This window comes from Prosthecobacter sp., assembly GCF_044373815.1.
Taxonomy (GTDB): Bacteria; Verrucomicrobiota; Verrucomicrobiia; order Verrucomicrobiales; family Verrucomicrobiaceae; genus Prosthecobacter.
This window is the reverse complement of record NZ_JBIPNG010000022.1, coordinates 1-20,971: the sequence shown is the minus strand read 5'-3', so window position 1 is coordinate 20,971 and position 20,971 is coordinate 1. Positions and strand designations below refer to the sequence as shown.

The 20,971-nt window shown below is 59.2% G+C and carries 23 protein-coding genes; 8 read left to right on the top strand and 15 right to left on the bottom strand.

What is annotated here, in order from left to right:
• Positions 1–139: 139 nt before the first annotated feature.
• Both ACIREA_RS03425 and ACIREA_RS03420 read right to left on the bottom strand, forming a co-directional pair.
• On the bottom strand, positions 140–772 hold the full coding sequence (locus ACIREA_RS03425; RefSeq protein WP_397380571.1) for a DUF2959 domain-containing protein: 633 nt from the start codon (positions 770–772) through the stop codon (positions 140–142).
• Between the two features lie 6 nt (positions 773–778).
• Positions 779–1,135 (bottom strand): glutaredoxin family protein, encoded by a 357-nt coding sequence (locus ACIREA_RS03420; RefSeq protein ID WP_397380569.1) that lies wholly within the window; start codon positions 1,133–1,135, stop codon positions 779–781.
• 152 nt (positions 1,136–1,287) lie between these two features.
• Here ACIREA_RS03420 and ACIREA_RS03415 point away from each other — a divergent pair, with 152 nt between their 5' ends.
• Positions 1,288–2,133 carry an SPFH domain-containing protein gene (locus tag ACIREA_RS03415; protein ID WP_397380567.1) on the top strand — a complete coding sequence of 282 codons (846 nt, stop codon included), beginning with the start codon at positions 1,288–1,290 and terminating at the stop codon, positions 2,131–2,133.
• Positions 2,134–2,146: 13 nt separating this feature from the next.
• Here ACIREA_RS03415 and ACIREA_RS03410 read toward each other — a convergent pair whose 3' ends face one another.
• The 4 genes from ACIREA_RS03410 to ACIREA_RS03395 all read right to left on the bottom strand — a co-directional run bounded on the left by ACIREA_RS03410 (position 2,147) and on the right by ACIREA_RS03395 (position 8,255).
• Positions 2,147–4,333 carry an ATP-binding protein gene (locus ACIREA_RS03410; protein WP_397380565.1) on the bottom strand — a complete coding sequence of 729 codons (2,187 nt, stop codon included), beginning with the start codon at positions 4,331–4,333 and terminating at the stop codon, positions 2,147–2,149.
• A gap of 253 nt (positions 4,334–4,586) precedes the next feature.
• Positions 4,587–6,773, bottom strand: a complete 2,187-nt coding sequence (locus ACIREA_RS03405) for an alpha/beta hydrolase family protein (RefSeq protein WP_397380563.1) — start codon at positions 6,771–6,773, stop codon at positions 4,587–4,589.
• A gap of 33 nt (positions 6,774–6,806) precedes the next feature.
• On the bottom strand, positions 6,807–7,517 hold the full coding sequence (locus ACIREA_RS03400; protein WP_397380561.1) for a prolyl oligopeptidase family serine peptidase: 711 nt from the start codon (positions 7,515–7,517) through the stop codon (positions 6,807–6,809).
• A gap of 42 nt (positions 7,518–7,559) precedes the next feature.
• The gene (locus tag ACIREA_RS03395) at positions 7,560–8,255 is read right to left on the bottom strand and encodes a zinc metallopeptidase (protein WP_397380559.1); all 696 of its coding nucleotides are present in this window, start codon (positions 8,253–8,255) and stop codon (positions 7,560–7,562) included.
• A 98-nt stretch (positions 8,256–8,353) separates the two neighbouring features.
• Here ACIREA_RS03395 and ACIREA_RS03390 point away from each other — a divergent pair, with 98 nt between their 5' ends.
• Both ACIREA_RS03390 and ACIREA_RS03385 read left to right on the top strand, forming a co-directional pair.
• On the top strand, positions 8,354–9,367 hold the full coding sequence (locus ACIREA_RS03390; RefSeq protein ID WP_397380557.1) for a hypothetical protein: 1,014 nt from the start codon (positions 8,354–8,356) through the stop codon (positions 9,365–9,367).
• A gap of 37 nt (positions 9,368–9,404) precedes the next feature.
• A complete protein-coding gene (locus ACIREA_RS03385; protein WP_397380555.1) occupies positions 9,405–10,202 on the top strand; it encodes a hypothetical protein in 798 nt (265 codons plus the stop codon).
• A gap of 4 nt (positions 10,203–10,206) precedes the next feature.
• On the opposite strand, the gene ACIREA_RS03380 is transcribed toward ACIREA_RS03385, so the two are convergent.
• The 8 genes from ACIREA_RS03380 to ACIREA_RS03345 all read right to left on the bottom strand — a co-directional run bounded on the left by ACIREA_RS03380 (position 10,207) and on the right by ACIREA_RS03345 (position 18,262).
• The gene (locus ACIREA_RS03380) at positions 10,207–10,995 is read right to left on the bottom strand and encodes a succinate dehydrogenase/fumarate reductase iron-sulfur subunit (RefSeq protein ID WP_397380553.1); all 789 of its coding nucleotides are present in this window, start codon (positions 10,993–10,995) and stop codon (positions 10,207–10,209) included.
• A gap of 23 nt (positions 10,996–11,018) precedes the next feature.
• Positions 11,019–11,594, bottom strand: a complete 576-nt coding sequence (locus ACIREA_RS03375) for a DUF6036 family nucleotidyltransferase (protein WP_397380551.1) — start codon at positions 11,592–11,594, stop codon at positions 11,019–11,021.
• A complete protein-coding gene (locus ACIREA_RS03370) occupies positions 11,587–11,874 on the bottom strand; it encodes a hypothetical protein (protein ID WP_397380549.1) in 288 nt (95 codons plus the stop codon). Before ACIREA_RS03370 ends, ACIREA_RS03375 begins: the two co-directional genes overlap by 8 nt.
• Positions 11,875–11,889: 15 nt before the next feature.
• Positions 11,890–13,806, bottom strand: coding sequence for a fumarate reductase/succinate dehydrogenase flavoprotein subunit (locus ACIREA_RS03365; protein WP_397380547.1), 1,917 nt, complete (start codon positions 13,804–13,806; stop codon positions 11,890–11,892).
• An 18-nt stretch (positions 13,807–13,824) separates the two neighbouring features.
• Positions 13,825–14,529 carry a succinate dehydrogenase cytochrome b subunit gene (locus ACIREA_RS03360; RefSeq protein WP_397380545.1) on the bottom strand — a complete coding sequence of 235 codons (705 nt, stop codon included), beginning with the start codon at positions 14,527–14,529 and terminating at the stop codon, positions 13,825–13,827.
• Between the two features lie 85 nt (positions 14,530–14,614).
• Positions 14,615–15,757 carry a thiolase family protein gene (locus ACIREA_RS03355; protein ID WP_397380543.1) on the bottom strand — a complete coding sequence of 381 codons (1,143 nt, stop codon included), beginning with the start codon at positions 15,755–15,757 and terminating at the stop codon, positions 14,615–14,617.
• The gene (locus ACIREA_RS03350; protein ID WP_397380541.1) at positions 15,754–17,214 is read right to left on the bottom strand and encodes an acyl CoA:acetate/3-ketoacid CoA transferase; all 1,461 of its coding nucleotides are present in this window, start codon (positions 17,212–17,214) and stop codon (positions 15,754–15,756) included. Before ACIREA_RS03350 ends, ACIREA_RS03355 begins: the two co-directional genes overlap by 4 nt.
• Positions 17,215–17,503: 289 nt before the next feature.
• Positions 17,504–18,262 (bottom strand): SDR family oxidoreductase, encoded by a 759-nt coding sequence (locus ACIREA_RS03345; protein ID WP_397380539.1) that lies wholly within the window; start codon positions 18,260–18,262, stop codon positions 17,504–17,506.
• Positions 18,263–18,382: 120 nt separating this feature from the next.
• Here ACIREA_RS03345 and ACIREA_RS03340 point away from each other — a divergent pair, with 120 nt between their 5' ends.
• The 3 genes from ACIREA_RS03340 to ACIREA_RS03330 are packed head-to-tail and all read left to right on the top strand — an operon-like array spanning position 18,383 to position 19,365.
• Positions 18,383–18,760, top strand: coding sequence for a VOC family protein (locus tag ACIREA_RS03340; protein WP_397380537.1), 378 nt, complete (start codon positions 18,383–18,385; stop codon positions 18,758–18,760).
• 18 nt (positions 18,761–18,778) lie between these two features.
• Positions 18,779–19,057 (top strand): BrnT family toxin, encoded by a 279-nt coding sequence (locus ACIREA_RS03335; protein WP_397380535.1) that lies wholly within the window; start codon positions 18,779–18,781, stop codon positions 19,055–19,057.
• A 17-nt stretch (positions 19,058–19,074) separates the two neighbouring features.
• The gene (locus ACIREA_RS03330) at positions 19,075–19,365 is read left to right on the top strand and encodes a CopG family antitoxin (RefSeq protein WP_397380533.1); all 291 of its coding nucleotides are present in this window, start codon (positions 19,075–19,077) and stop codon (positions 19,363–19,365) included.
• A gap of 57 nt (positions 19,366–19,422) precedes the next feature.
• Here the strand turns inward: ACIREA_RS03330 and ACIREA_RS03325 are convergent, their stop codons facing one another.
• Entirely contained in the window at positions 19,423–19,695 is a 273-nt protein-coding gene (locus tag ACIREA_RS03325) for an HU family DNA-binding protein (protein ID WP_397380531.1), read from the bottom strand.
• A gap of 140 nt (positions 19,696–19,835) precedes the next feature.
• Here ACIREA_RS03325 and ACIREA_RS03320 point away from each other — a divergent pair, with 140 nt between their 5' ends.
• Together ACIREA_RS03320 and ACIREA_RS03315 are read left to right on the top strand one after the other, a co-directional pair.
• Positions 19,836–20,378, top strand: a complete 543-nt coding sequence (locus tag ACIREA_RS03320; protein WP_397380529.1) for a gamma carbonic anhydrase family protein — start codon at positions 19,836–19,838, stop codon at positions 20,376–20,378.
• 61 nt (positions 20,379–20,439) lie between these two features.
• A partial coding sequence (locus tag ACIREA_RS03315; RefSeq protein ID WP_397380527.1) for a bifunctional nuclease family protein occupies positions 20,440–20,971 on the top strand: 532 nt, incomplete at its 3' end.

Sequence of the window (20,971 nt, the reverse complement as noted above, 5' to 3'; positions counted from 1 at the left end):
CCTGCTGCAAAGCCGGAGGGCTTTTTTCTGGAGTGCGACAGATTGGCTTTGCCTGTCTCCCCAAGCCTCAGTTCTCCTGTCTGTCGATCAGCGTTTACGAATTGTCCCAGACCGACAGACCAGAGTGTCTGTCGTCTTTTTACAGTGTCTGAATGAACCGGTCCGCCTCAGCAATGGAGCGGTTCATCTGATCGAGCAGACGCTGGATGTCGCTCTGGATGTTGTCCGCCGTGCCACGCAGTGAGCCGATGGCTGCGGCGTTCAGATTATGCTTCAGATAGAGTACCTGATCGTGAAACTGGCGCAGCACGGGCTCCATCGTGTTTTCGGCCGAGTGCAGGGAACGCGAAAGCGGCTCAAACCGGCTGCGGGTGTCCGCCAGTTTGCGGCGGCTGTCGGCGGCGAGAGAGGCGTTTTCATACTGGCGGATCTCGCTCTCCCATTCTCGGAAGAGATCCCGCGCCACCGTGTCCACCTCGCGGATCTGGCTGCGCACCCGAGCTGCCTGGGCTTCGCAGTCCTCATATTCGCCTTTGAAGCGGTTGTAGGCAGACTCGAGATTGCCACCGTTGTAGTTGGTCAGCTTTTTGAGCTGGGTCAGGGCATCTTGAAACTGTTCGCCCGCATCCTTTTGCTCGCCTCGAGCTTTCTTGACCGCGCTCTTGAGCAGGTCACGCTTCTCGTAGCCCAGCTTTTCCCAGGCGGCGTAATAGACGGTGTTGCAGGCAGCGAGTGAAACCGCCAGCCCAAGGAGGAAAAGCCGGGAACGCATGCAGAATCAGCCCACGAATTTCAATGTGCCCACCTGACCTGCGGCCATGGCGGCGTGCTGCGCGTCGGTGCAGGCGGAATTGATCGGTGCATCGGCTGGAGCTTCGTTCTTTTCGAGCAGGCCGTTGTCCGTCATCCAAGTTTCCACTTCAGCACCGCTGATGTCGGCGAGCATGGTGCCGTTGATTTCCACGCAGGGCGACAGCGGCTGGCCGCTCTTCTGTTCCATTTCCCAGCGGAAGGCGGGATTTTTGATGATGTCCTTCTCTTCGAAAGCGAGATCGTACTTGCGGAAGATGGCACGGATGCCTTCGCTCCAGCCGCAGTAGGTTTTAAGGTAGGCGGTGATTTTGGGTGTTTGCATAGCGCGTTGGGTTTACGCCCTCAGCCTAGCGGACGATGCAGCGAATGCAAATGGGCTGTCGTGGTCGCAGGTGGGTGGAAAATCTCCGTAAAATTCTCAGTGACGGGAATTCAAGAAACCAGTTCAATTGCGTCCTAAACAACCTTCTGATTATGAAAGAACGCAACGCTCTGGCCCTTCCCGGCATTCTCGTCATTTTTGCGGCCCTTGGTCTTGTGGCCATCAGCTTTTATCAGTTCCCTCAGTACATCCCACTCCTGACCGTTCCAGCGGCCATTATCGGGTTCTTGCTGCTGAAAGGCTTCGTCATTGTTTCTCCCAATGAAGCCGTGGTTCTTACTTTCTTTGGCAAGTACACCGGCAGCCTCATTCACAATGGGTTCTGGTGGATCAACCCTTTCGCCGGCAGGCAGAAGATCTCCCTCAAGATCGCCAACTTCCAAAGCGAGCAGCTCAAAGTTAACGATGCCCATGGCAATCCGATTGAAATCGCAGCGGTGATCGTCTGGCGTGTGGTGGACTCGGCCAAGGCGACCTTTGCCGTCGAGAACTGCAATAACTTCGTTCGCCTACAGGGGGAGACGGCGCTGCGGCATCTCTCCAATCTTTTCCCCTATGAGCCGCACACCCCTGGGGAGATCGCCCTCCGCAGCCACCCAGTGGACATCGCACGTCAATTGTGTGCCGAACTGGCGGAACGCACCAGTCTGGCGGGGATTGAGATTTTGGAGGCCCAGCTCAGCCACCTGGCCTACAGCCCGGAAATTGCTCAGGCCATGCTGCGCCGCCAGCAGGCGCAGGCGGTTCTCGCCGCGCGCCAGATCATCGTGGATGGTGCCATCGGCATGGTCGAAATGGCGCTGCGCAAGCTTGAAACCGACGGCATCGTGCAGCTCGACTCTGCCTCCAAATCCACCATGGTGAACAACCTGCTGGTCACGCTCGTCTCCGAACATCACATCCAGCCGGTGCTCTCGACAGCACCGATGAAAAGCTGAGAGGCCCGGTTCCTCATAACGTCATGCTGCTGACCGGCGCCTCCCGCCAGGGTTCCGCCTCGTTGATCACGAGGTGGAGCGTCGTCATCACAGTATGCGCCGTGTAAGGTTTGGGCAGGAAGTGCCTGACGCCCATCTCGGCCACTTTGGCCGGGCCGCCCAGATGGGCGACACCGCTGGCCGCGATGATTTTCACATTGGGGTTGATGCGTTGAAGTATCTGGATGGTTGCGGGTCCATCCATGACAGGCATCATCATGTCCGTCAGCACCACGGCAATCTCAGCGTTGTGCTGGGTGTAAAGTGCCACTGCCTCCTCACCATTGGCGGCCACCAGGGTGCGGTAGTCCAGCGCCTCAAGGGTCTGCCGTGTGGTGGTGCGGATGGCCTCTTCATCATCCACGATCAGAATCAGCTCGCCTTTGCCAAGCGGCATCGGCGGTTCCTCCTTGAGGGGGGATTTGACGCAGTTGCCCGTATTGGGAACGGCTGGCAGCCAGATAGTGAAGGCGGTTTCCTTGCTGGGTTCGCTGGTGACCGTGACGAAGCCTCCATGACTCTTGGTGATGCTCAGCACCGTGGACAGACCGAGACCCGTGCCCTTGCCAATTTCCTTGGTGGTGAAGAAGGGGTCGAAAATCTTGTCCAGGACTTCCGGGGGAATGCCGTTGCCGGTGTCACTCACGCTAATGGTGGCATAGGGGCCGGGTTTGGCGTCCATTTGCACGGCTGCTGCGGCCTCGTCCATGACGGAACAGCCTGCGGTGATGGTCAGCGTTCCGCCGTCGGGCATGGCATCACGCGCATTCACGCACAGGTTAAGCAGGATCTGATGCAGCTGTGTGGGGTCCCCCAGGAATGAAGGCAGACCGTCAGGCAGTTTGCTGAAGCAGCAGATGTTTTTTGGGAAGGTGTCCTGAACGAAGTGCTGGATGTCCTTGATGAGCGGGCCGGCGCGCAATTCCGTGCGTTTGCCCTCCACTCCGCGCGCAAACGTGAGAATCTGCCGCACCAGATCTGCCCCGCGTCTGGCACTGCTTTCAATGTTGCCCAGGATGGAGAGTGTGCGTTCGTTCGTATGGGTGAGCCGCAGCAGCTCGATCGACATGATGATGGGCGTGAGCACGTTGTTAAGATCATGGGCGATTCCCCCTGCCAGCGTGCCCACACTTTCGATGCGCTGTGCGCGCAGGAACTGCTGCTCCAGCTTCTTCTTTTCGGTGATGTCGGTTACGATGCCGAGGAAGCCGGTGATCTCTCCGTCCTCGTCCAGCATGGCTGTGATATTCAGGGAAACAGAGACGCGGCTGCCATCTTTCCGCACGTAGGTGCATTCACGTTCTCGCAGGATGCCGCATTTGACATGGGCCACGAACACCTCAAATCCCGGAGCAACGTCCATGCCCGTTTCGCGCGAGACTTCGGCGGCCATGCGCTCCATGTCTGAGGCATCATGGAACAGTTCTGGCGTCAGGCTGCCGACAACCTCCTGCCGCAAATACCCGGTGAGCTTTTCAGCCCCGCAGTTGAACGTGGCGATCAATCCCTTCGTGTTGGTGCTGATGATGCCGCAGGCGGCGCTCTCCAGCACACCATTCTGCAGATACGTCAGCTCCTGAAGCTTGACGCTGGTGTCGATCAGCCGCTCCATGGTGGAGATCTGGCCTCGAGTCAGCAGCAGAGCTGTAATCAAGGCGATGCCTCCAGTCATTTCGATCTGCAGCCAGTCCAGCAGGCGAATATGCTCGTTGATGTCGGCATTGACCTGGATGATTTTCTGGGCGGCCTGATCCAGGGAACCTGCCAGGGCGTCGCAGTCTTCAGTCAGCATTTCTCCCATGCCCCTTAGCAGAGTGGGGGTGGCGTCTGTGTGGGGATAGAGCCGCCTCATCAGCTTGGCTATTTTCAAATAGCTTCCATGGGCCTCTTCCAGCTTTTGCAGGATGCTGGCCAGCTGGTCCCCCGTGGCGTGTTTCACCAGCTTGCCGGAGTGGAGGTTTTCCTCGCAGGTGTTCATGAGCCCCCAGACGAGATCAATACGGCCCAGATAATAAGTCTGCAGCGGTGCGGTGCTGCTCTCCGCCTGAAGCATGAGCCGGCTGAGTGTCTGGCTGTCCGTACGCTGCCTCCCCAGCAGATTGACCGCGTTCACCGTGGCGGTACGTTCTTGTTCAAGCGTGGCCCCAATGTTTTCAAACACGATAAAACTGACCAGCAGAAGCAGTGCAGACCCGCCGAAGATGAGCCAAAGCCGCCTGAAAAAATGCCGCAAATTGGGCAACTCCTGGCGCGCCGGCAGGGAGAATACAGGCTTCTTCAAAAAATGGGTCACGCTCATCGCGCGAGACCATAGGTGAATCGCCAAGGCCATCCCTTGGAAGTTGGTTCAAAAGCACCTAAGCCTTTGCCTCTAAGTCAAGAATGAGTTGGAGAGCTTTGTTAAATATAGGAAATTACTTCCACCCGAGATTCTGCTTCAAGAATTCAAACGTGCCGACGCCGTGGATGGTATGCGGACCGTCAAAGTGTTCGATGTTCGTGCGGTCGCCGATGAGAAGCTTGTTGTAGAGACGGCGGACCTTGGCGAATTCGTAGTTCACCCATTCATCCACGCCCACACCGTCATTGTGGCCGCGCTCGACCATGAACGGCCTTGGCGCGATGAGCGCTGCCATTTCAGCATAGTTGAAAGTGCGGCCCATGTTCCACTCCCAGATTTCATACTCATGGGTGTGGATGTAGCTCATGGGCATGTCGGTGCTCACGCACTTGCGCACCCATTCATTGAAGTCGCCGCTGCAGATGCTCAGGCAGTAATCCGTGAGCACCGCCGGTGTGCGCATGGCGGACTTCCCGCCGTAGCTGAGCCCGTAGAAGGCGATCTTGTCGGGCTGTGTAAAAGGCTGTGCCTTCAGCCACTCCAGAATGCGCTGGTGCTGGCCATTGATGACGCTGTAGAGCGTGAGCCCGAGCGGATTGAGCTTCCGCTGCAGCGTGCGGAACGCATCCTTGCCACGATATGGGTTGTGGGGGGCAAAGGTGATGAAGCCCTGCTCGGCCAGCCGCAGCGTGAAGCCTTTGTACGGGGCGTAGGCTTTCTGCGTCTCATCGGTTGTGATGGTGTCCTCCGGGATGCCTTCCAGCCCGTGCTGGCAGACGACGACGGGGCGCTTCTCTCCAGGCTTGAGATCTTTCGGCAGGCACAGCCAGCCCCAGGCAAAGACATCGTCCCACACATCCATCGTCACCTCATAGATTTTGACCTTGTCCGTCTCACGTACAAAGCGGCTCCGGGCATTCACCGGCAGGTTCGGATCTGGCAGGCGGCCGATGACTTCGTTCCAAAAGCGGTCGCGTTCGCCGGTGGTGTGCTTCTCAAACTCCGCCATGGTTTTGAGTGGCAGCTTGTCCCAAAACTGTGCTTTGCGCTCCATCTCGGTGCTTACGAGCAGACGCTGCGTGAACGTCTCCAGTTCGCTCACCATGCGCTTCTGGCGCGTGGCATCCACTTGAGCACGCTGCTCGTTTTTCTCCGGCATGATCGGCTCGATGCGTTTCACGAGCTGCGCCGAAACATCGGCAGGCAGCAAATGGGTGACCACCTCTTTCAGGCCATGCTCTTCCGTGGCCAGCATCAGCCAGTCACCGGGTACGAGTGCCTTGGCGCGGGCAACCTCGGCCTTGACGGCTTCGAGGGTAGGTTTGCTGACCTTGCCCGGGGCTGCGATTTCACGTTCGCCCTGCTTTGCCTTCGGCGGGCCCTGCACATTCGGGAAGCCGAGGTTTTGCACCACAAGAGGGCGTGGTCCAATGAGGGAGGCCACTTCAGCATCGCCAAAATCACGCAGCAGATTGAACACATTGCGGTAGATCGGCTCGGCCCACATACCTTCACGCGGCTCGAAACAGCCCCACACATAGACAGAGCTGATGCGCTCGTCGATGGCTCCGGAATACATGGCGATCAGGCCGCCTTCACCTAGTCCAGCCACAAGCAGCGGCAGCTTTGGCTGCGTGCCGAAGTAATCGACGAGTGACAGCATCTTTTGCACTTCATAGCCGATGATGTGACGCCCCAGTTCATACGACTGGCGGTAGATCCACTCACGGTGCGGCACGTTCGTCTTCACACCGAATTTGTCATTGGTGCTGAACTCGCTGCTGCGGCTGATGAGCGCAGGAATGACGATCTCGCAGCCGCTGTAGGCCAGCATGGCGTCGTTCGCCAACTTTTCGGGATCGGTGTCGGCATCCGGGATGTAGATCACCCGTGCCACCGGCTTGTCTTTCGGCTGAATCAGAATGCCTTCCCCATGCACGCCGTCAAACACCGGCCAGCGCACCCGCAGGATGCGTGCGGTGTCAGTTTCCGCGAGGAGCGCCGGACTGGAGGTGTCACCAACCAGTTCGAGCGCCGTGATGGGCAGGCGATCGTCCACCGCACCGATGATGGCCTTCAACTTTTCGCGGGTCGGCTTGCGGCCCGTTTTCGACTGTTCGATGAGCCGCAGCGCCATCTTGTCGATGCCCGCCACCATGGTGGCCGAGAAATCGGGATTCGGCTCCAGCGGCTGGGTGCCTGGCAGCACCTGAGCCTGCAATGAGGAGGCAATGAGAAGCGAGAGGAGTGGTCGGATCATGGGAGATCAAACGCCCTCTGGGCCTGCCACCTGTCATGGCTTCTTCTGCTCAAACAGCCAGCTCCAGAACTCTGGATTGGCGTAAGTTTGAGTCCACGAATCATGACCGATGCCCGGGTAGATGGTGAATTTGACCGGCGCGTCGATCTTTTTCAGAGCATCGTAAATCTTCTGGCTGTTCTCGATTGGAACCGCACCGTCCTTGTCGCCATGGAAGATCCAGCAGGGCATGCTCTTGAGGCGCTGCGCTGTCACCCAGCGCACGCCAGCACCGCCACAGATGGGCGCGATGGCGGCATAGGTCTCAGGATACTCAAAAGCGGTCTCCCAAGTGCCGAAGCCGCCCATGCTGATGCCGGTGAGATAAACTCGCTTGGGATCGACACGCAGCGTTTTGACCAGGTGTTCGGTGACCGCCTGGACAGCGTGCGGATTCCACAGGTTGTTGGGTTCGCATTGCAGGCTGGCCATGATGGCGGGAAATTTTTGTCCGGCAGCCAGCAGCTTCGGCGGTCCGTGTTTCTTGATCAGTTCAAGATCGGTGCCCCGTTCGCCGGAGCCGTGCAAAAAGACCACCAGCGGCCATTTTTTATCCTTGTTGTCTGCGTAACCCTCCGGCTTGCTCAGGAGGTAGCGATAGTTGACCTTGATCACAAAATCACCGCTGAATGAGGACGGCGTTTGGGTGTCTGCGTGAAGCACGGACGAGGCGGCAAGAATGAAGAAGGCGGCAAGTTTGACCATGAGAACACAACGTTACCCAAGATGGATGCCTTGCCACTCAGATCACTGCGGCCTCATCTTTCCCGTGCCGGGCAGGGCGCTCAGGAAGAAATAGCGCGGCGAGCGCAGCAGATCGCCGACTTCACGAATGGCCATGCAAAAAAGAAGTTCATCGAGCCGGCTACCAGCTTGAGGATGATTTTTGAGATACTCATCCAGGAAACGACGCAGGCGCTTGTTGGCATTGAACTCCAGCGGCACGCTGCCGAGGTTCAGCAGCAGCAGGATGACAATGACTCCGGCGGTGACGAAAATGGCGTTCTTCGCTATGAGAATGCGGGCGATCATCAATCCCACGATGGCGAATACCGCAGCCATGGGAATGTAGCGGCTCATGCGGATGCAGCTCTGCCGCCACTTGAGTTCGCTCAAGGATTCGCCGGTCTGCAGCGCATGCGCCGCTTCATGCAGGGCGATGGCCCAGGCAGACAAGGTTGTGCCCTCGGCGACATCACGGCGCAGAAACAGCCGGCGACGGGTCGGGTCGAAGTAATCGGTCACAACAGCGTTGTGCTCGACGATCTGCACGTCATCCACGCCTTCGGATTTCAGAAACATGAGGGCGATCTCGCTGCCAGTATGCGCGGTGGGGGCATTGGCACGAAAGCCTTTGAGCATCATCGACTCATGGCGCGCCTGCGCCCAGCGGGCGACGGCAAGGCCGAGGAAAAGAGCAGCGACAATGAGAATGAAGACCATGAGAAGAAGCGGGAATCACCCTCGCAGCAATACGGGTGCTGGCAAACCATCCATGCGTTGATCTTGCGCCGGGGCGGAAGGCATGATTGCATGGCTGCATGATTCGTTTTGCTATCTTCTGCCTGCTTGCCGCAGGTTTTTCCCAAGCTGAAGACATTCTTGGCCAAGGGGAGTTTCGTTATCGGGTTGTGCCTGGCTGGGGACGCGAGGCGCTTGCGCAGGTTAATGTCAAAAATGGTCACGCAGTGTCCATTGATGCAAAGGGACGCTTGTTGTTTCTGACGGATGACGCCAGGAATAATGTGATCGTGCTCGATCCGAAAACGGGGGCCTTGATCAAGCACTGGACGGCGCGCATGCCGGGGGCGCATGGGATGAGTCTGGTGCGGGAAGGGGAGCGCGAGGTGCTCTTCATCACGGACACGCAACTCCACGAGGTGCGCAAATTGACGCTGGATGGCGAAGAACTGGCGCATTATGCGTGGCCTGAAGGAGCGAAACTGCATGCGAGTGCAAATGAGTACCGGCCTTCGAAGACGATTCATTTCGCGAACGGGGAGTTCTGCGTGTTCGACGGCTATGGGAAGGACTACATTTTTCACTACAAGCCAGATGGCTCGCTGCTGCGGTGGTGGGGTGGAAACCTTGGGGAAGGGGAGAACCAACTGAAGCATTGGGGACCGCATGGCGGGGCTTTGGATGTGTCGGATTCAGCAAAAAATCGCATCATCATCGCGATGAGCGACCAGCAGGAGATCAAACGTTTTTCGGCAGACGGGCGCTTTATTGACAAAATCGCCATGCCCGGCGGCAATCCGAGGGACATCGTATTTTGGGGGGAGCACGCGATCGTGCCGCATCTGGGCGACCAGTGGCCGAAGGACAAGAATGCCCCCGGCTTCATTTCCATTGTGGACCGGGAGTATCGGATCGTGTCCAACATTGGCGCACCTGCGGCTGTTTATGTGGATGGTGTGCTGCAGCCGATGCAGAGTGATCACAAGACCTTCATTCACCCTCATGGCGTGGCTGTGGATGCTGAGGGAAACCTTTATGTGGCGCAGTTTGCCTCCCAGACGGCACCGCTGCTTAAACTGGAGCGCATCAAGTGAGTGCAACTTTTGGCTGGCAGTTGGGTTATTAGCCTCAATGAATACTGAGACCAGCTATCAGGTTGCCAATGGAACGCAGCGGCGGAAAATGACCGTCATGCGTCCTCTGGTTTTCCTTTTTGCCCTCACCACGGCTGCCCTCGCTCAGTCCGAAGGTGACAAACCAATGCCGCCGCCACCTCCGCCTAAACCTGGCGACGGACCGCCGCCGCATCGTGACGGCGATCGTTATGGACCTCCGGGCATGGGCAGGCCGCGTGGGTTTGACGGCTTTGAAAAGCTCTCTGAAATCGAGAAGCAGAAGGTGAGGGCCGCTTTCGAAAAGGCCTGGCAGCGTCCCGAGGTGATCGAATCGCGGGACAGAGCACTGAGGGCGAATGAGGAGATGCGCAACACGCTGCACAACGCACTGAAGGAAATTGATCCTGAAGTCGTGGGTATCCTGGAGAAGATCAAACCGCAGTTCCCGATGGATCAGCGTGGCCTGCCAGAGATGCCAAAGCCGGACTCACCCAATTTTGCCCACATGGCGGCCATTCGTCTCGGAGCGGAGCTGCAGTCCATCGCCAGGCCTGAGAGGCGGGATGAGACGCGGCGCTTCCATGAGCGTCTTCTGCAACTGCCGCGTGTCAAAGAAGCCCTGGCGAAACTGGATGAGCTGCCTCCGGGGGAGCGCATGGAGGCCTTCAAAAGATTCCGTGAAATCTACCGCGAGGCGGCGGGTCAGGAATTTATGAAATTTCGGGAACGGGGAGGAGAGCCGAAGGACGGGTTCCGCCGTCCGCCACCGGAGCAGGACAAGCCTGCTCCTCCTCCTGGGGAGCCGAAGCAGTAACGGATCAATCTCCGCCGCCCGCTTCTTTGGGAGCGTTGCCAAAGGCGTCTTTGACGGCAGCCACGGCGTAGTCGCGATTGAGCTTGGTGATCCAGCGGACGCTGATCTCCTTCGGGCAGGCGGCTTCGCACTCGTATTGATTGGTGCAGTTGCCGAAGCCTTCCTTGTCCATCTGGCGGACCATGCCGAGGGTGCGGCGGTCTTTTTCAGGCTGACCCTGAGGCAGGGAATTGAGCTGGCCGGCTTTCGCGGAGACGAAGAGCATGGCGCTGGCATTCTTACAGGCAGCCACGCAGGCACCGCAGCCGATGCACTCGGCGGCGTCCATGGCGGCGTCGGCGACGACTTTGCCAATGGGGAGGGCATTGGCATCCTGCGGGGCACCGGTGCGCACGCTGATGAAGCCACCGGCCTGCTGGATGCGGTCAAAGGCTCCACGGTCAATCATGAGGTCTTTCAAGACCGGGAAGGCGCGTGCACGGAAGGGCTCGATCCAGATGGTGTCGCCGGTGCGGAACTTGCGCATGTGAAGCTGGCAGGTCGTGGTGGCTTTCGCCGGGCCGTGTGGCACGCCGTTGATCTGCATGGAGCAAGCACCACAGATGCCTTCACGGCAGTCGTGGTCAAAGGCCACAGGATCTTCGCCCTTGGAGATGAGGCGCTCGTTGATGATGTCCATCATCTCCAGGAAGGAGGCATGATCGGGAATGTCCGGAGCGTCGATGTCCTGGAAATGACCGGGTTGTGAGCCGTTCTGACGCCAGACTTTGAGGTGCAGATTGAGTTGAGACATGGGAATTTGGAGGGATGAAAAGATTAAGCGGCGAGGGCGATCTCCTGGCTGATCTGAGCCACATTGAGATGAATCCACCGTGTCTCGCCAACGTAATGGTCGAGAGCTTCGGTGGCGCGGGTCTGGAGCTGTGCCGTGGTGAAGTAATGCTGGCGGGCCAGTGCTAGAATGTCAGCCTGATCGTTGGGTGAAAACCTGGAGAGTTTCGACACCGCAAGATCAACCGGGCAGAAGACCAGCAGGTGAATCAACCGCCGCTCATTGCCCATGCCTTCCCACTCGACGCAGCAATCACGATGATCGGGATGCAGGAGGGCGAAGGAGTCGTTGTAAGTGGTGTCGAAGTAGATGCTGGAGGGAGTTCCTGCCTCACGCATGTAATCAATGACCAACTCTTCAAAAGGCAGAATCAGCCGTCGGGAGAAAGTGGCGTCAACGTCATCCGTGTAACGCGTGCCGCAGTAGTAGTGAACGGCCATTCCACCTGCAAGATACATCTGGACGGGTTCGCCAGAATAGCCTGCTTCGCGCAGAAAACCGTCTATACGGTCCATCATTTGGCCCATGGCCAGAGTCAGGTCTGGGTGAAGACTATGCATGGCCCAGCCTCCTTTTGAGCGAGTTGGCGAATCGAGGAGTGTCGAAGCGGAGAGAACGAGCGAGTGCACCAAAGGTGGTCTCGGCACCATTGAGCAATTTGCGAGCAGCGTTTCTGAGGTCTTGCTGATGCCCGAACCAGTCCACGCCTGCCAGGAAGAGGCAGACGGCGGCCATCTCTTTTTTTTCGATGGGGGCGAAGCTGGTCCACGCGTCTTCGTGGAACTCCCCGCGCTGGGTGGCGCAGAAATGGAGGAGTTCGGACTCAGATTCGCGGGTCATGACGGCAGGAAACCACTATTTGTAGCTGCGGACGGCAAGGTGGACTTCTTCGAAGGCCAGAGGCTCCTTGTTGAGGATGGGCTGGCTGAGGTTGCCGGTGTATTCCCAGGCGGCGGCGTAGCTGAAGTTTTCGTCGTCGCGTTTCGCTTCGCCATCCGGGTATTGATGTTCGGAGCGGAAGTGACCGCCGCAGCTTTCTTCGCGGTGGCGGGCGTCGAGGCAGAGGAGTTCGGCGAACTCCATGAAGTCGGCGACACGACCGGCTTTTTCGAGTTCAGGATTGGTGAAGTCGCCGCTGCCGGGGACATTCACGTTCTGCCAGAATTCTTCGCGCAGCGCAGGGATGCGGTTGATAGCTTCGGTGAGGCCTTCCTTGGTGCGGGCCATGCCGCACTTGTCCCAGACGAGGAGACCGAGTTCGCGGTGGAAGCTGTCCACGCTGCGCTTGCCCTTGATGTTGAGGAAGCGCTTGGTCTGCGCGGTGCAGTTTTCGACGGCTTTCTTGAACTCTGGATGCTCGGTGGTGATGCTGCCGGGCTTCTCATTGACGAGGTAGTTGGCGATGGTCGTTGGGATGACGAAGTAACCATCCGCGAGGCCCTGCATGAGAGCGCTAGCGCCGAGGCGGTTCGCGCCGTGGTCGGAGAAGTTCGCTTCGCCCAGCACGTGCAGGCCGGGGAGGTTGCTCATGAGGTTGTAGTCCACCCAGAGGCCGCCCATGGTGTAGTGAACGGCGGGGTAGATGCGCATCGGGCGCTTGTAGGCGCTTTCACCGGTGATGCGCTCGTACATGTCGAAGAGGTTGCCGTAACGCTCGGCGATGGTCTTGGCACCGAACTGACCGATGGCTTCCGCGAAATCGAGATAAACGCCGCGACCGCCAGGGCCGACACCGCGACCGTCGTCGCAGGCTTCCTTGGCTGCACGGGAGGAGATGTCACGCGGGGCGAGGTTGCCGAAGCTTGGATATTTGCGCTCGAGGTAGTAGTCGCGGTCGGCTTCTGGAATTTGATCCGGGTTTTTGCCGCAGTCTTCCTTCTTCTTCGGCACCCACACGCGGCCGTCGTTGCGGAGGGACTCGGACATGAGCGTCAGCTTGCTCTGATACTCACCGCTGACGGGAATGCAGGTCGGGTGGATCTGCGTGTAGCAAGGATTGGCAAAGAACGCGCCTTTGCGGTGTGCGCGCCACGTCGCGGTGACGTTGCAGCCCATAGCGTTGGTGGAGAGGTAGAAGACGTTGCCGTAACCACCGGTGCAAAGCAGCACCGCATCACCTGCGTGAGATTCGATTTTGCCGGTGACGAGATCGCGGGTGACGATGCCTTTCGCGTGGCCGTCCACGGTCACGAGATCGAGCATTTCGGTGCGGGGGAACATCTCCACGCCGCCGCCAGCGATTTCCTTGTTCAGTGCTGAGTAAGCGCCGAGCAGGAGCTGCTGTCCGGTCTGACCACGGGCATAAAAGGTGCGGCTCACCTGAGCGCCGCCGAAGGAGCGATTGGCCAGCATGCCGCCGTATTCACGGGCGAAGGGAACGCCCTGCGCGACGCACTGGTCGATGATGTTGACGCTGACTTCAGCGAGACGATGCACGTTGGCCTCACGGGCGCGGAAGTCGCCACCTTTGACGGTGTCATAGAAAAGACGATGCACGCTGTCGCCGTCATTCTGATAGTTCTTGGCCGCGTTGATGCCGCCCTGCGCTGCGATGGAGTGGGCACGACGGGCGCTGTCCTGGAAGCAGAAGCACTTCACCTTGTAGCCGAGCTCCGAGAGAGTCGCTGCTGCGGAGGAGCCTGCAAGGCCGCTGCCCACGACGAGCACGGTGAACTTGCGTTTGTTCTTCGGATTGATGAGCTTCGAGTCCTGCTTGTGCTTGGACCACTTCATGCCCATTGGGCCGGAGGGAATGTTGGAATTAAGAGACATGGCGAGTCGCAGAAAAAATTAACGTCCGTAGCCGAAGAAGAAGATGGCGATGGGGATGGAGCAGTTGCCCACGAGGATCAGACCCGCGAAGGCGTAACCGAGTTTCTTGAACAGCGGCTCCGTCTTGTCTGTGGAAACGCCGAGGGTCTGGAACAGGCTGCTGAAACCGTGGCTGAGATGGCTGGTGAGCAGCAGCATGGCGAGGATGTAGAAGAACACCGCCGGAGCCCAGGAAAAGCCTGCGATGACCATGCGGTAGACGTCATGCACCGTCTCGCCGTGGAGCGTGGTTTTGTAGGTGCCGTAGTCGTTGCCAGCATGGACGGTGAAGTGCAGCAGATGGTAAACGATGAAGGCCAGAATGGTCAGGCCGCTCCAGATCATGATGCGGGAGGACTTGCTGCTCACCTGCGCCTTGTGCTGGCCGTATTGGGTCAGACGTGCGGCGCGGTTGGCCCGGGTCAGTGAAATCGTCGCGACGATGTGAATCACCACGGCTGCCAGCAGTCCGATGCGGGCGATCCAGACACCGCCGCCATGCAGCGCGGTCTGGAGCATGTGCCCGTATTCATTGATGGCGTCCTTGCCGACAAAGATCAGCAGGTTGCCAATCATGTGGCCAAGTACAAAGCCGATCAGTGCGAGGCCTGTGAGGGCCACAAGAATCTTCTTGCCAATGGAGGAGGCGTAAAATCGCGAAAGGGAGTCAAAAACAGCGCTCATGTGGGGAGGAATTCATCATGGAGATACGATGCGGCTGTGCAAGCCGGGCGTGAATTTTTCCTGATGAATCTGCTGCGAACAGGTCTCAATCCCGCTCCACCGCCATCGCGATGCCCATGCCGCCGCCAATGCAGAGGCTGGCGATGCCGCGACGCAGGCCGTGATCTTCGAGATAGTGCAGTAAGGTGACCAGCACGCGGGCTCCGCTGGCACCGATAGGGTGGCCGAGAGCGATGGCTCCTCCGCGTGGATTGAGCTTCGCTGTGTCTATATTGAGCTCTCTAGTGCAGCCAAGCGCCTGGGCAGCGAAGGCTTCGTTGATCTCGATGGCATCGACTTCACCGAGGTTCCAGCTGGTCAGGGCGCAGACTTTGCGAATGGCACCCACGGGGCCGAGACCCATCAAGGCGGGATCACAGCCGACGGCGGCACTGGCGATGATGCGTGCGCGGGGTTTCAGGCCGTGGCGTGAGACGGCGTCCTCGCTGGCGAGCAGGGCCAAAGCAGCGCCATCATTAATACCCGAGGCATTGCCGGCGGTGACGGTGCCGTCTTTGCGGAAGGCTGGCTTTAGCTTCGATAGGGAATCGACTGTGGTATCGGCGCGCGGATGCTCGTCTTCGGTCAAATCACCGGCTGGAATGATCTCGCGGCTCAAGGCGGTGCGACTGGCGGCGACACGGCTCTGGCTGAGTGCGGAGAAGGCATCCTGCTCGGTGCGGGTGATGCTGTGTTTGTCGGCGATGCGTTCAGCGGTTTCGCCCATGCCGATTTTGAGGAGGGGATCGGTGAGGCCATCGACGAACATGGCGTCTTGCATGGAAGAATCGCCGAGCTTTTTGCCCCAGCGCAGATCCGTGGCGTAATGCGGGGCGCGGCTCATCATCTCCACGCCGCCGGCGAGCACGAGATCGTTTTCCCCGCTGCGGATGGCATCGGCTGCAAGCGCGATGGCTTTCAGCGAGGAACCGCAGGCCATGTTGACGGTGTAGGCGGGCACTTCCTGCGGCAGGCCGAGCTTGAGGCCGATTTGACGCGCCACGTTCATGCCGCTGCCTGCCTGAAGAACCTGGCCGAGGATGACCTGCTGAATGTGGGCGCGGAGTTCGGATGGAAGCATGGCATCTCCGAGAGCGTGTCCGAGTTCTGATGCGGTGAGAGCTTTCAAGCCACCGCCGAAACGGCCGATGGGGGTGCGCTTGGCGTCGATAATGTAAACGGGCTTCATGGGATGGTGGCGATGGTTTCAGCGAGCAGGGGTTTGAACTGCATTTGATCGAGCACGTCGCGTTGCAGATCGAGTCCGGCGGCGATTTCGATGAGGCGGAGGCCGTGCGGGGTGAGTTCGAACACGGCGCGGTCGGTGACGTAGAGCACCTGCTGGCCGCGGGCGATAGCGGAGGGTCCGTGGAAGCAGACGTGCTGGATGTCGTTCACGAACTTGGCGTTTCCCTTCGCTTGAAACGTGCAGCAGAAGACGAGGCGGCGCGCGCACTGGGCGATGTTCACGAAACCGCCGACGCCTGCGAAGCGGCCTGCGAAACTGGCGACGTTCACGCTGCCTTCGGCATCGATTTCGACGGCGCCGAGCACACCGATGTCGAGCCCGCCGCCGTCGTAGAAGTCGAACTGGGAAGGCTGGTCGATGATGGCTTCTGGGAAGTGGCTGCAACCAAAGCTGAGGCCGGAAGCGGGGACGCCGCCGGTGGGGCCGCTTTCGACAGTGAGGGTGAATTCACTGAGGCGACCGGTTTCGGCGGCGACCATGGCCACGGCTTCAGGGAGGCCGATGCCGAGATTGACGATGTCGCCGCGACGTACTTCTAGCAGTGCGCGAGCGCCGATGCGTTTGCGTTCGGATTCCGGCATCGGGGGAAGGGTGAAGGTGCCGTCGCTGGTAACGACGAAGTCTTCGTTGAAGAATTCGCCAAAGGTCTGGTCGTGCTGCTGGCCGCCTGAGGTGACGATGTAATCAACGAGCAGGCCGGGAACGCGCACGGACTTGGGGTCTGGCAGCTGGTCGACGATGCTTTCGACCTGGGCGATGACGATGCCGCCGTGATTTTTCGCGGCCTGCGCCATCGGCAGCACCTCGCTGATCAGGCCTTCGCGATCCATGCTGAGATTGCCGCGAGGATCGGCATAGGTGGCGCGAATCAGGGCCACATGGATCGGCATGGGTTTGTAGCGCAGCCAGATTTGACCATCGAGTTCGATGCGCTCCACGAGTGGTTCGGTGGTACCGGCGTTGAGCATGCCGCCGCCGTGAATGGGGTCGATGAAGGTATTCAGTCCGACCTGAGTGAACAAGCCGGGACGTTTGGCGGCGATCTCGCGGGTGAGGACGGAGAGGACGCCCTGGGGGAGGTTGTAGGCCTCGACTTCGTTGGCCAGAGCCAGCGCCCCGAGCTTTGGTGCGAGATTCCAATGGCCGCCGACGATGCGTTTGAGCAAGCCGCGATGAGCGAGGTGGTTCAAGCCACGCTCAGCCCGGTCTCCCTGACCTGCACAGTAATAGAGGGTGAGATCGTTTGGCGTGCCGGTTTGCAGGAAGCGCCGCTCCAGGGCGGAGGTGAGCAGTTCCGCATGTCCGGCGCCGACGAATCCGCTCACGGCCACGGTGGCACCGCTGGGGATGGCGGCGATGGCTTCGTCTGCTGTGGCGAGGATGGAGGGGGCGCGCATGGAAACGTTTATTAGGACCTCAAATCGAAGGTCTTGAGGGAGAGGCAAATGGAGAGGGCGAGCCCATGCTTGCGAAGAGTGTTTGTGGTCCCCTCACCCCAACCCTTTGACTTCGTCTATCTCCGCTGCGCTCCGGTTCCCCGAATAGGAATATGCGTTGTTGTCGTGGGTTAGGGGCGGGGAGAGGGAGAGCCGCATTGGCGAGGATGGCGGGGGCGCGCATTGAGTGGGGAGCAATCGTTGTGATTGCAGATTCGGAGTGCAACCGAGACGGTTGCGCTACGGCTGCTCAGCCTCTCCAGCCGCCGTTGATTTCGATGGTCTGACCGGTGACATAGGAGGCCAGGGGCGAGCAGAGGAAGAGGACGACGTTGGCGACTTCTTCGGTGGTGCCGAAGCGGGCGAGGGGGACGTTTTTGATCATCTCGGCGCGGACGTTTTCGGGAATGGTGGCGGCCATGGCGGTGTCGATGACGCCGGGGGCGATGGCGTTGGCGCGGATCTGTTTGCGGGCGGCTTCACGGCTGAGGACGCGCATCATGGCCTGGACGCCGGATTTGGCGGCGGCGTAGTTGGCCTGGCCAAAGAAGCCCTGAATGGCGGCGATGCTGCCGAAGCTGACGATGGCACCGCCATCACGCATGATTTCGAGGGCGTATTTGCAGCAGTAGAACACGCCGGAGAGGTTCACATCGATGACGGCGTCCCATTCATCGAGGCCCATTTTGGCGATGGTGCGGTCCTTGATGATGGCGGCATTGTTCACCAGGAAATCGAGGCCGCCATGGCGTGCCTGGATGTCTCCCATCATGCTCTGCACCTGCTCGGGTTTGGCGACGTCTGCAGCCATGACGCTGGCGCTGTCTGTGCGGAGGAGGTTGAGTTCATCGGCGAGGGCTTGAGCGCCTTCTGTGGTGCCGGGGGTGCCGAGGTGGTTGATGACGACGGTGGCGCCGGCGCGGTGGAAGGTGCGGGCCACCTGCGTGCCGATGCCCTGCGATGCGCCGGTGATGAGGGCGACTTTGCCTGAGAGGTCGATGGAAATCATGTGTGAGGATTTAGGAGACGTCGCCCGACACATCAAGCTTTCCTCCATGTGGCGACATGCTTTCCTCTACAAGGAGGATCATTTGCCACGTCTGGCAGCCTGTGGCATAAACCGTGCATCATGGTCAAAAAACTCCTCCACACCCGCTACCGGGTGAACGATCTCGAAAAGACGATCAACTTTTACACGCAGGTGCTCGGCCTGAAGGAAGTGCGCCGCCACAAGTCGCCGCGTGGTTCGGAACTGGTCTTTCTGCAGACGCCGAACAGTGACGAACTCATTGAGATTTGCAGCTTTCCCGCCAGCGGGCCGGTGACCTTTTGCAGCGATCTGACGCATCTGGCGTTTGAGGTGGAGAGCATTGAGGAGTTTGCGAAACACGCCGCCGCGCTGGGTTATCCGCTCTCAGACGGACCGACCCCCAGCTCGAGCGGTGTATTTGCTTTCATTGACGCTCCCGAGGGGTATGAGATAGAACTGATCGAATACCGCAAATAATCTCGTAAATACAACTTCATGGACTTTGACTGGATCGGCGCCGCGTTTGACCTCTCACTCCTTCCTCCGAAGGATATTGAGGAGTCGTTTGAGGATCCGTTCTCGATCAAGCTGCTGCCGGACAGCCAGGACGGGAGCGCGGAGGCTCGTTACTACAACCTTGGCAAATCACTTCAGGGGAAGTCGGTGTTCAGTGTGTTTTGGACCGACGGCAAGCACTACCGTGTCATTTTCGCCCGGCTGATGACTTCCGGGGAGCATGACTTTTTCGAGCGCAAGAAGGCAGAGGAACTCTGAACTCACCCAGCACCATCATGGAAACTGTACCTGCCGATTTGAAGCCTGTCCGAGCGTGGAAAGACGTGCCGGCATTTGAGGGCGAGGAAGCCGAAGGACAATTCTGGGCCACTCACCAATTGGACGCACGCCTGATGCAGGCATCGATTCATCGCGCGGATGTGCGTGAGTCCACGACGATCACCCTGAGGTTTGACCCGCGCATGCTGAGCCGCATCAAGCGCGTGGCCCGCCGCCGCTACCTGAACTACCAGAGCATGATCAAGCAGTGGCTGAGTGAGCGCATGGAGCAGGAGCTGAAAGATTGAGGCACAAAAAACCCGCGCTGCGTCAACGAAGCGCGGGTGAAAGTGGGTGATCAATTTTTAGAGTGAGGTCTTGAGAGCGGCGGAGGCGACGAAACGGACGGTCTTGGATGCTTTGATTTCGACGGGTTCCTTGGTCTTGGGATTGCGGCCCATGCGTGCGTTGCGGTCCACCGGCTTGAAGGTGCCGAAGCCGATGAGCTGCACGGGGCCCTTTTTCACCCCTTTGGTGATGGCGGTGAGCACGGCGTCCAGAGCTTCCGAGGCGGCTCGCTTGGAGGTGTCGCCACCAAGGATTTCCTGCACTGCGTCGATGAGTTGAGCTTTGTTCATGAGCGTGGGTGAGATTCGTTGTTGGATAGAAGGTCAGTCCGTTCCAGAATGCATGTGGCGCGGCGCAGTTTATGGCGCTTCCCACTTCGTTTCTCAAATATAAAATCTTTCTTGCTGCGATGGATCCATTAAAGAAATTCTTGCTTCCTGAATCACGGTCTTCTGTGGCTGCGGATGTGTTTATTGCACAAGGAGCCATCGTGCTGGGTGCGGTGGAACTGGGGGCGCAGTCCAGCGTCTGGTACGGCGCGGTCCTAAGGGGGGACATCAACCGCATCGTGGTAGGAGCTCAAAGCAATGTGCAGGATGGCAGCGTGCTGCATGTGAGCGATGACTGCGCGTGCGTGCTGGGGGATCGTGTGACGGTGGGGCACCGCGCCGTGGTACATGCCTGCACCGTGGGGGATGAGGTGCTGGTGGGCATGGGGGCGATCATTCTGGACGGGGCTCAGATCGGTGCGCGCAGCATCATTGCGGCGGGAGCTTTGGTGACTAAAAACATGATCATTCCGGAGGGATCGCTGGTGATCGGATCCCCGGCACGAGTGGTGCGTGCGCTGTCTCTGGAGGAGCAGCAGGCGAATGCGAAGCTCGCGCTGAAGTATGTCGAGGTTTCGCGGCGTTTCCTGGCCATGGGACTCGGCGGAGGGGTGGTGGAGATCGCCGGGGGTGCTCCTGTTTAGACACACAAAAACCTACGGTGAGTGTTGCCATCGGGCTGCGTGCGGTTTTTAATTGGTCTTAATGAACACTGATGTCATCGAAGTGCAGGTGAGAGCGGTGCTGCCGCTGGAGGGCAGCTTTGCCGTTTTCCTGGGGAATGAAACGAAGGTCTTCGTGATCTACATCGACGAGTCGGTGGGCACGGCGATTTCCATGTTCATGCGGGGGGTCTCCAAGGAACGGCCGCTGACCCATGATCTGGTGGGGCATCTGCTGCTGGCCTTTGGTGCGAAGGTGGAGCGCGTGGTCATCAACAACATCAATGGCAGTGTCTTCCATGCGCGGCTCATCATCTCCGCGGAGAACGAACTGCAGACGACGCGCAAGGTGATCGAGCTGGACGCGCGCCCGAGCGACAGCATCGCCATGGCGGTGCAGCAAAGCGCGCCGATCTTTGTGGCGAAGTCCGTGTGGGACACGGTGGAAGATGTGAGCGACACGCTGGCCCAGATCGAAAAGAAGGGGCTGGAGGTGCAGCAGGCGGCTGAAGCGGCTGCGGAGGAGGACGAAGATGATGAGGACGACATCGAGGAGTTCAGCGATGAAGACATCA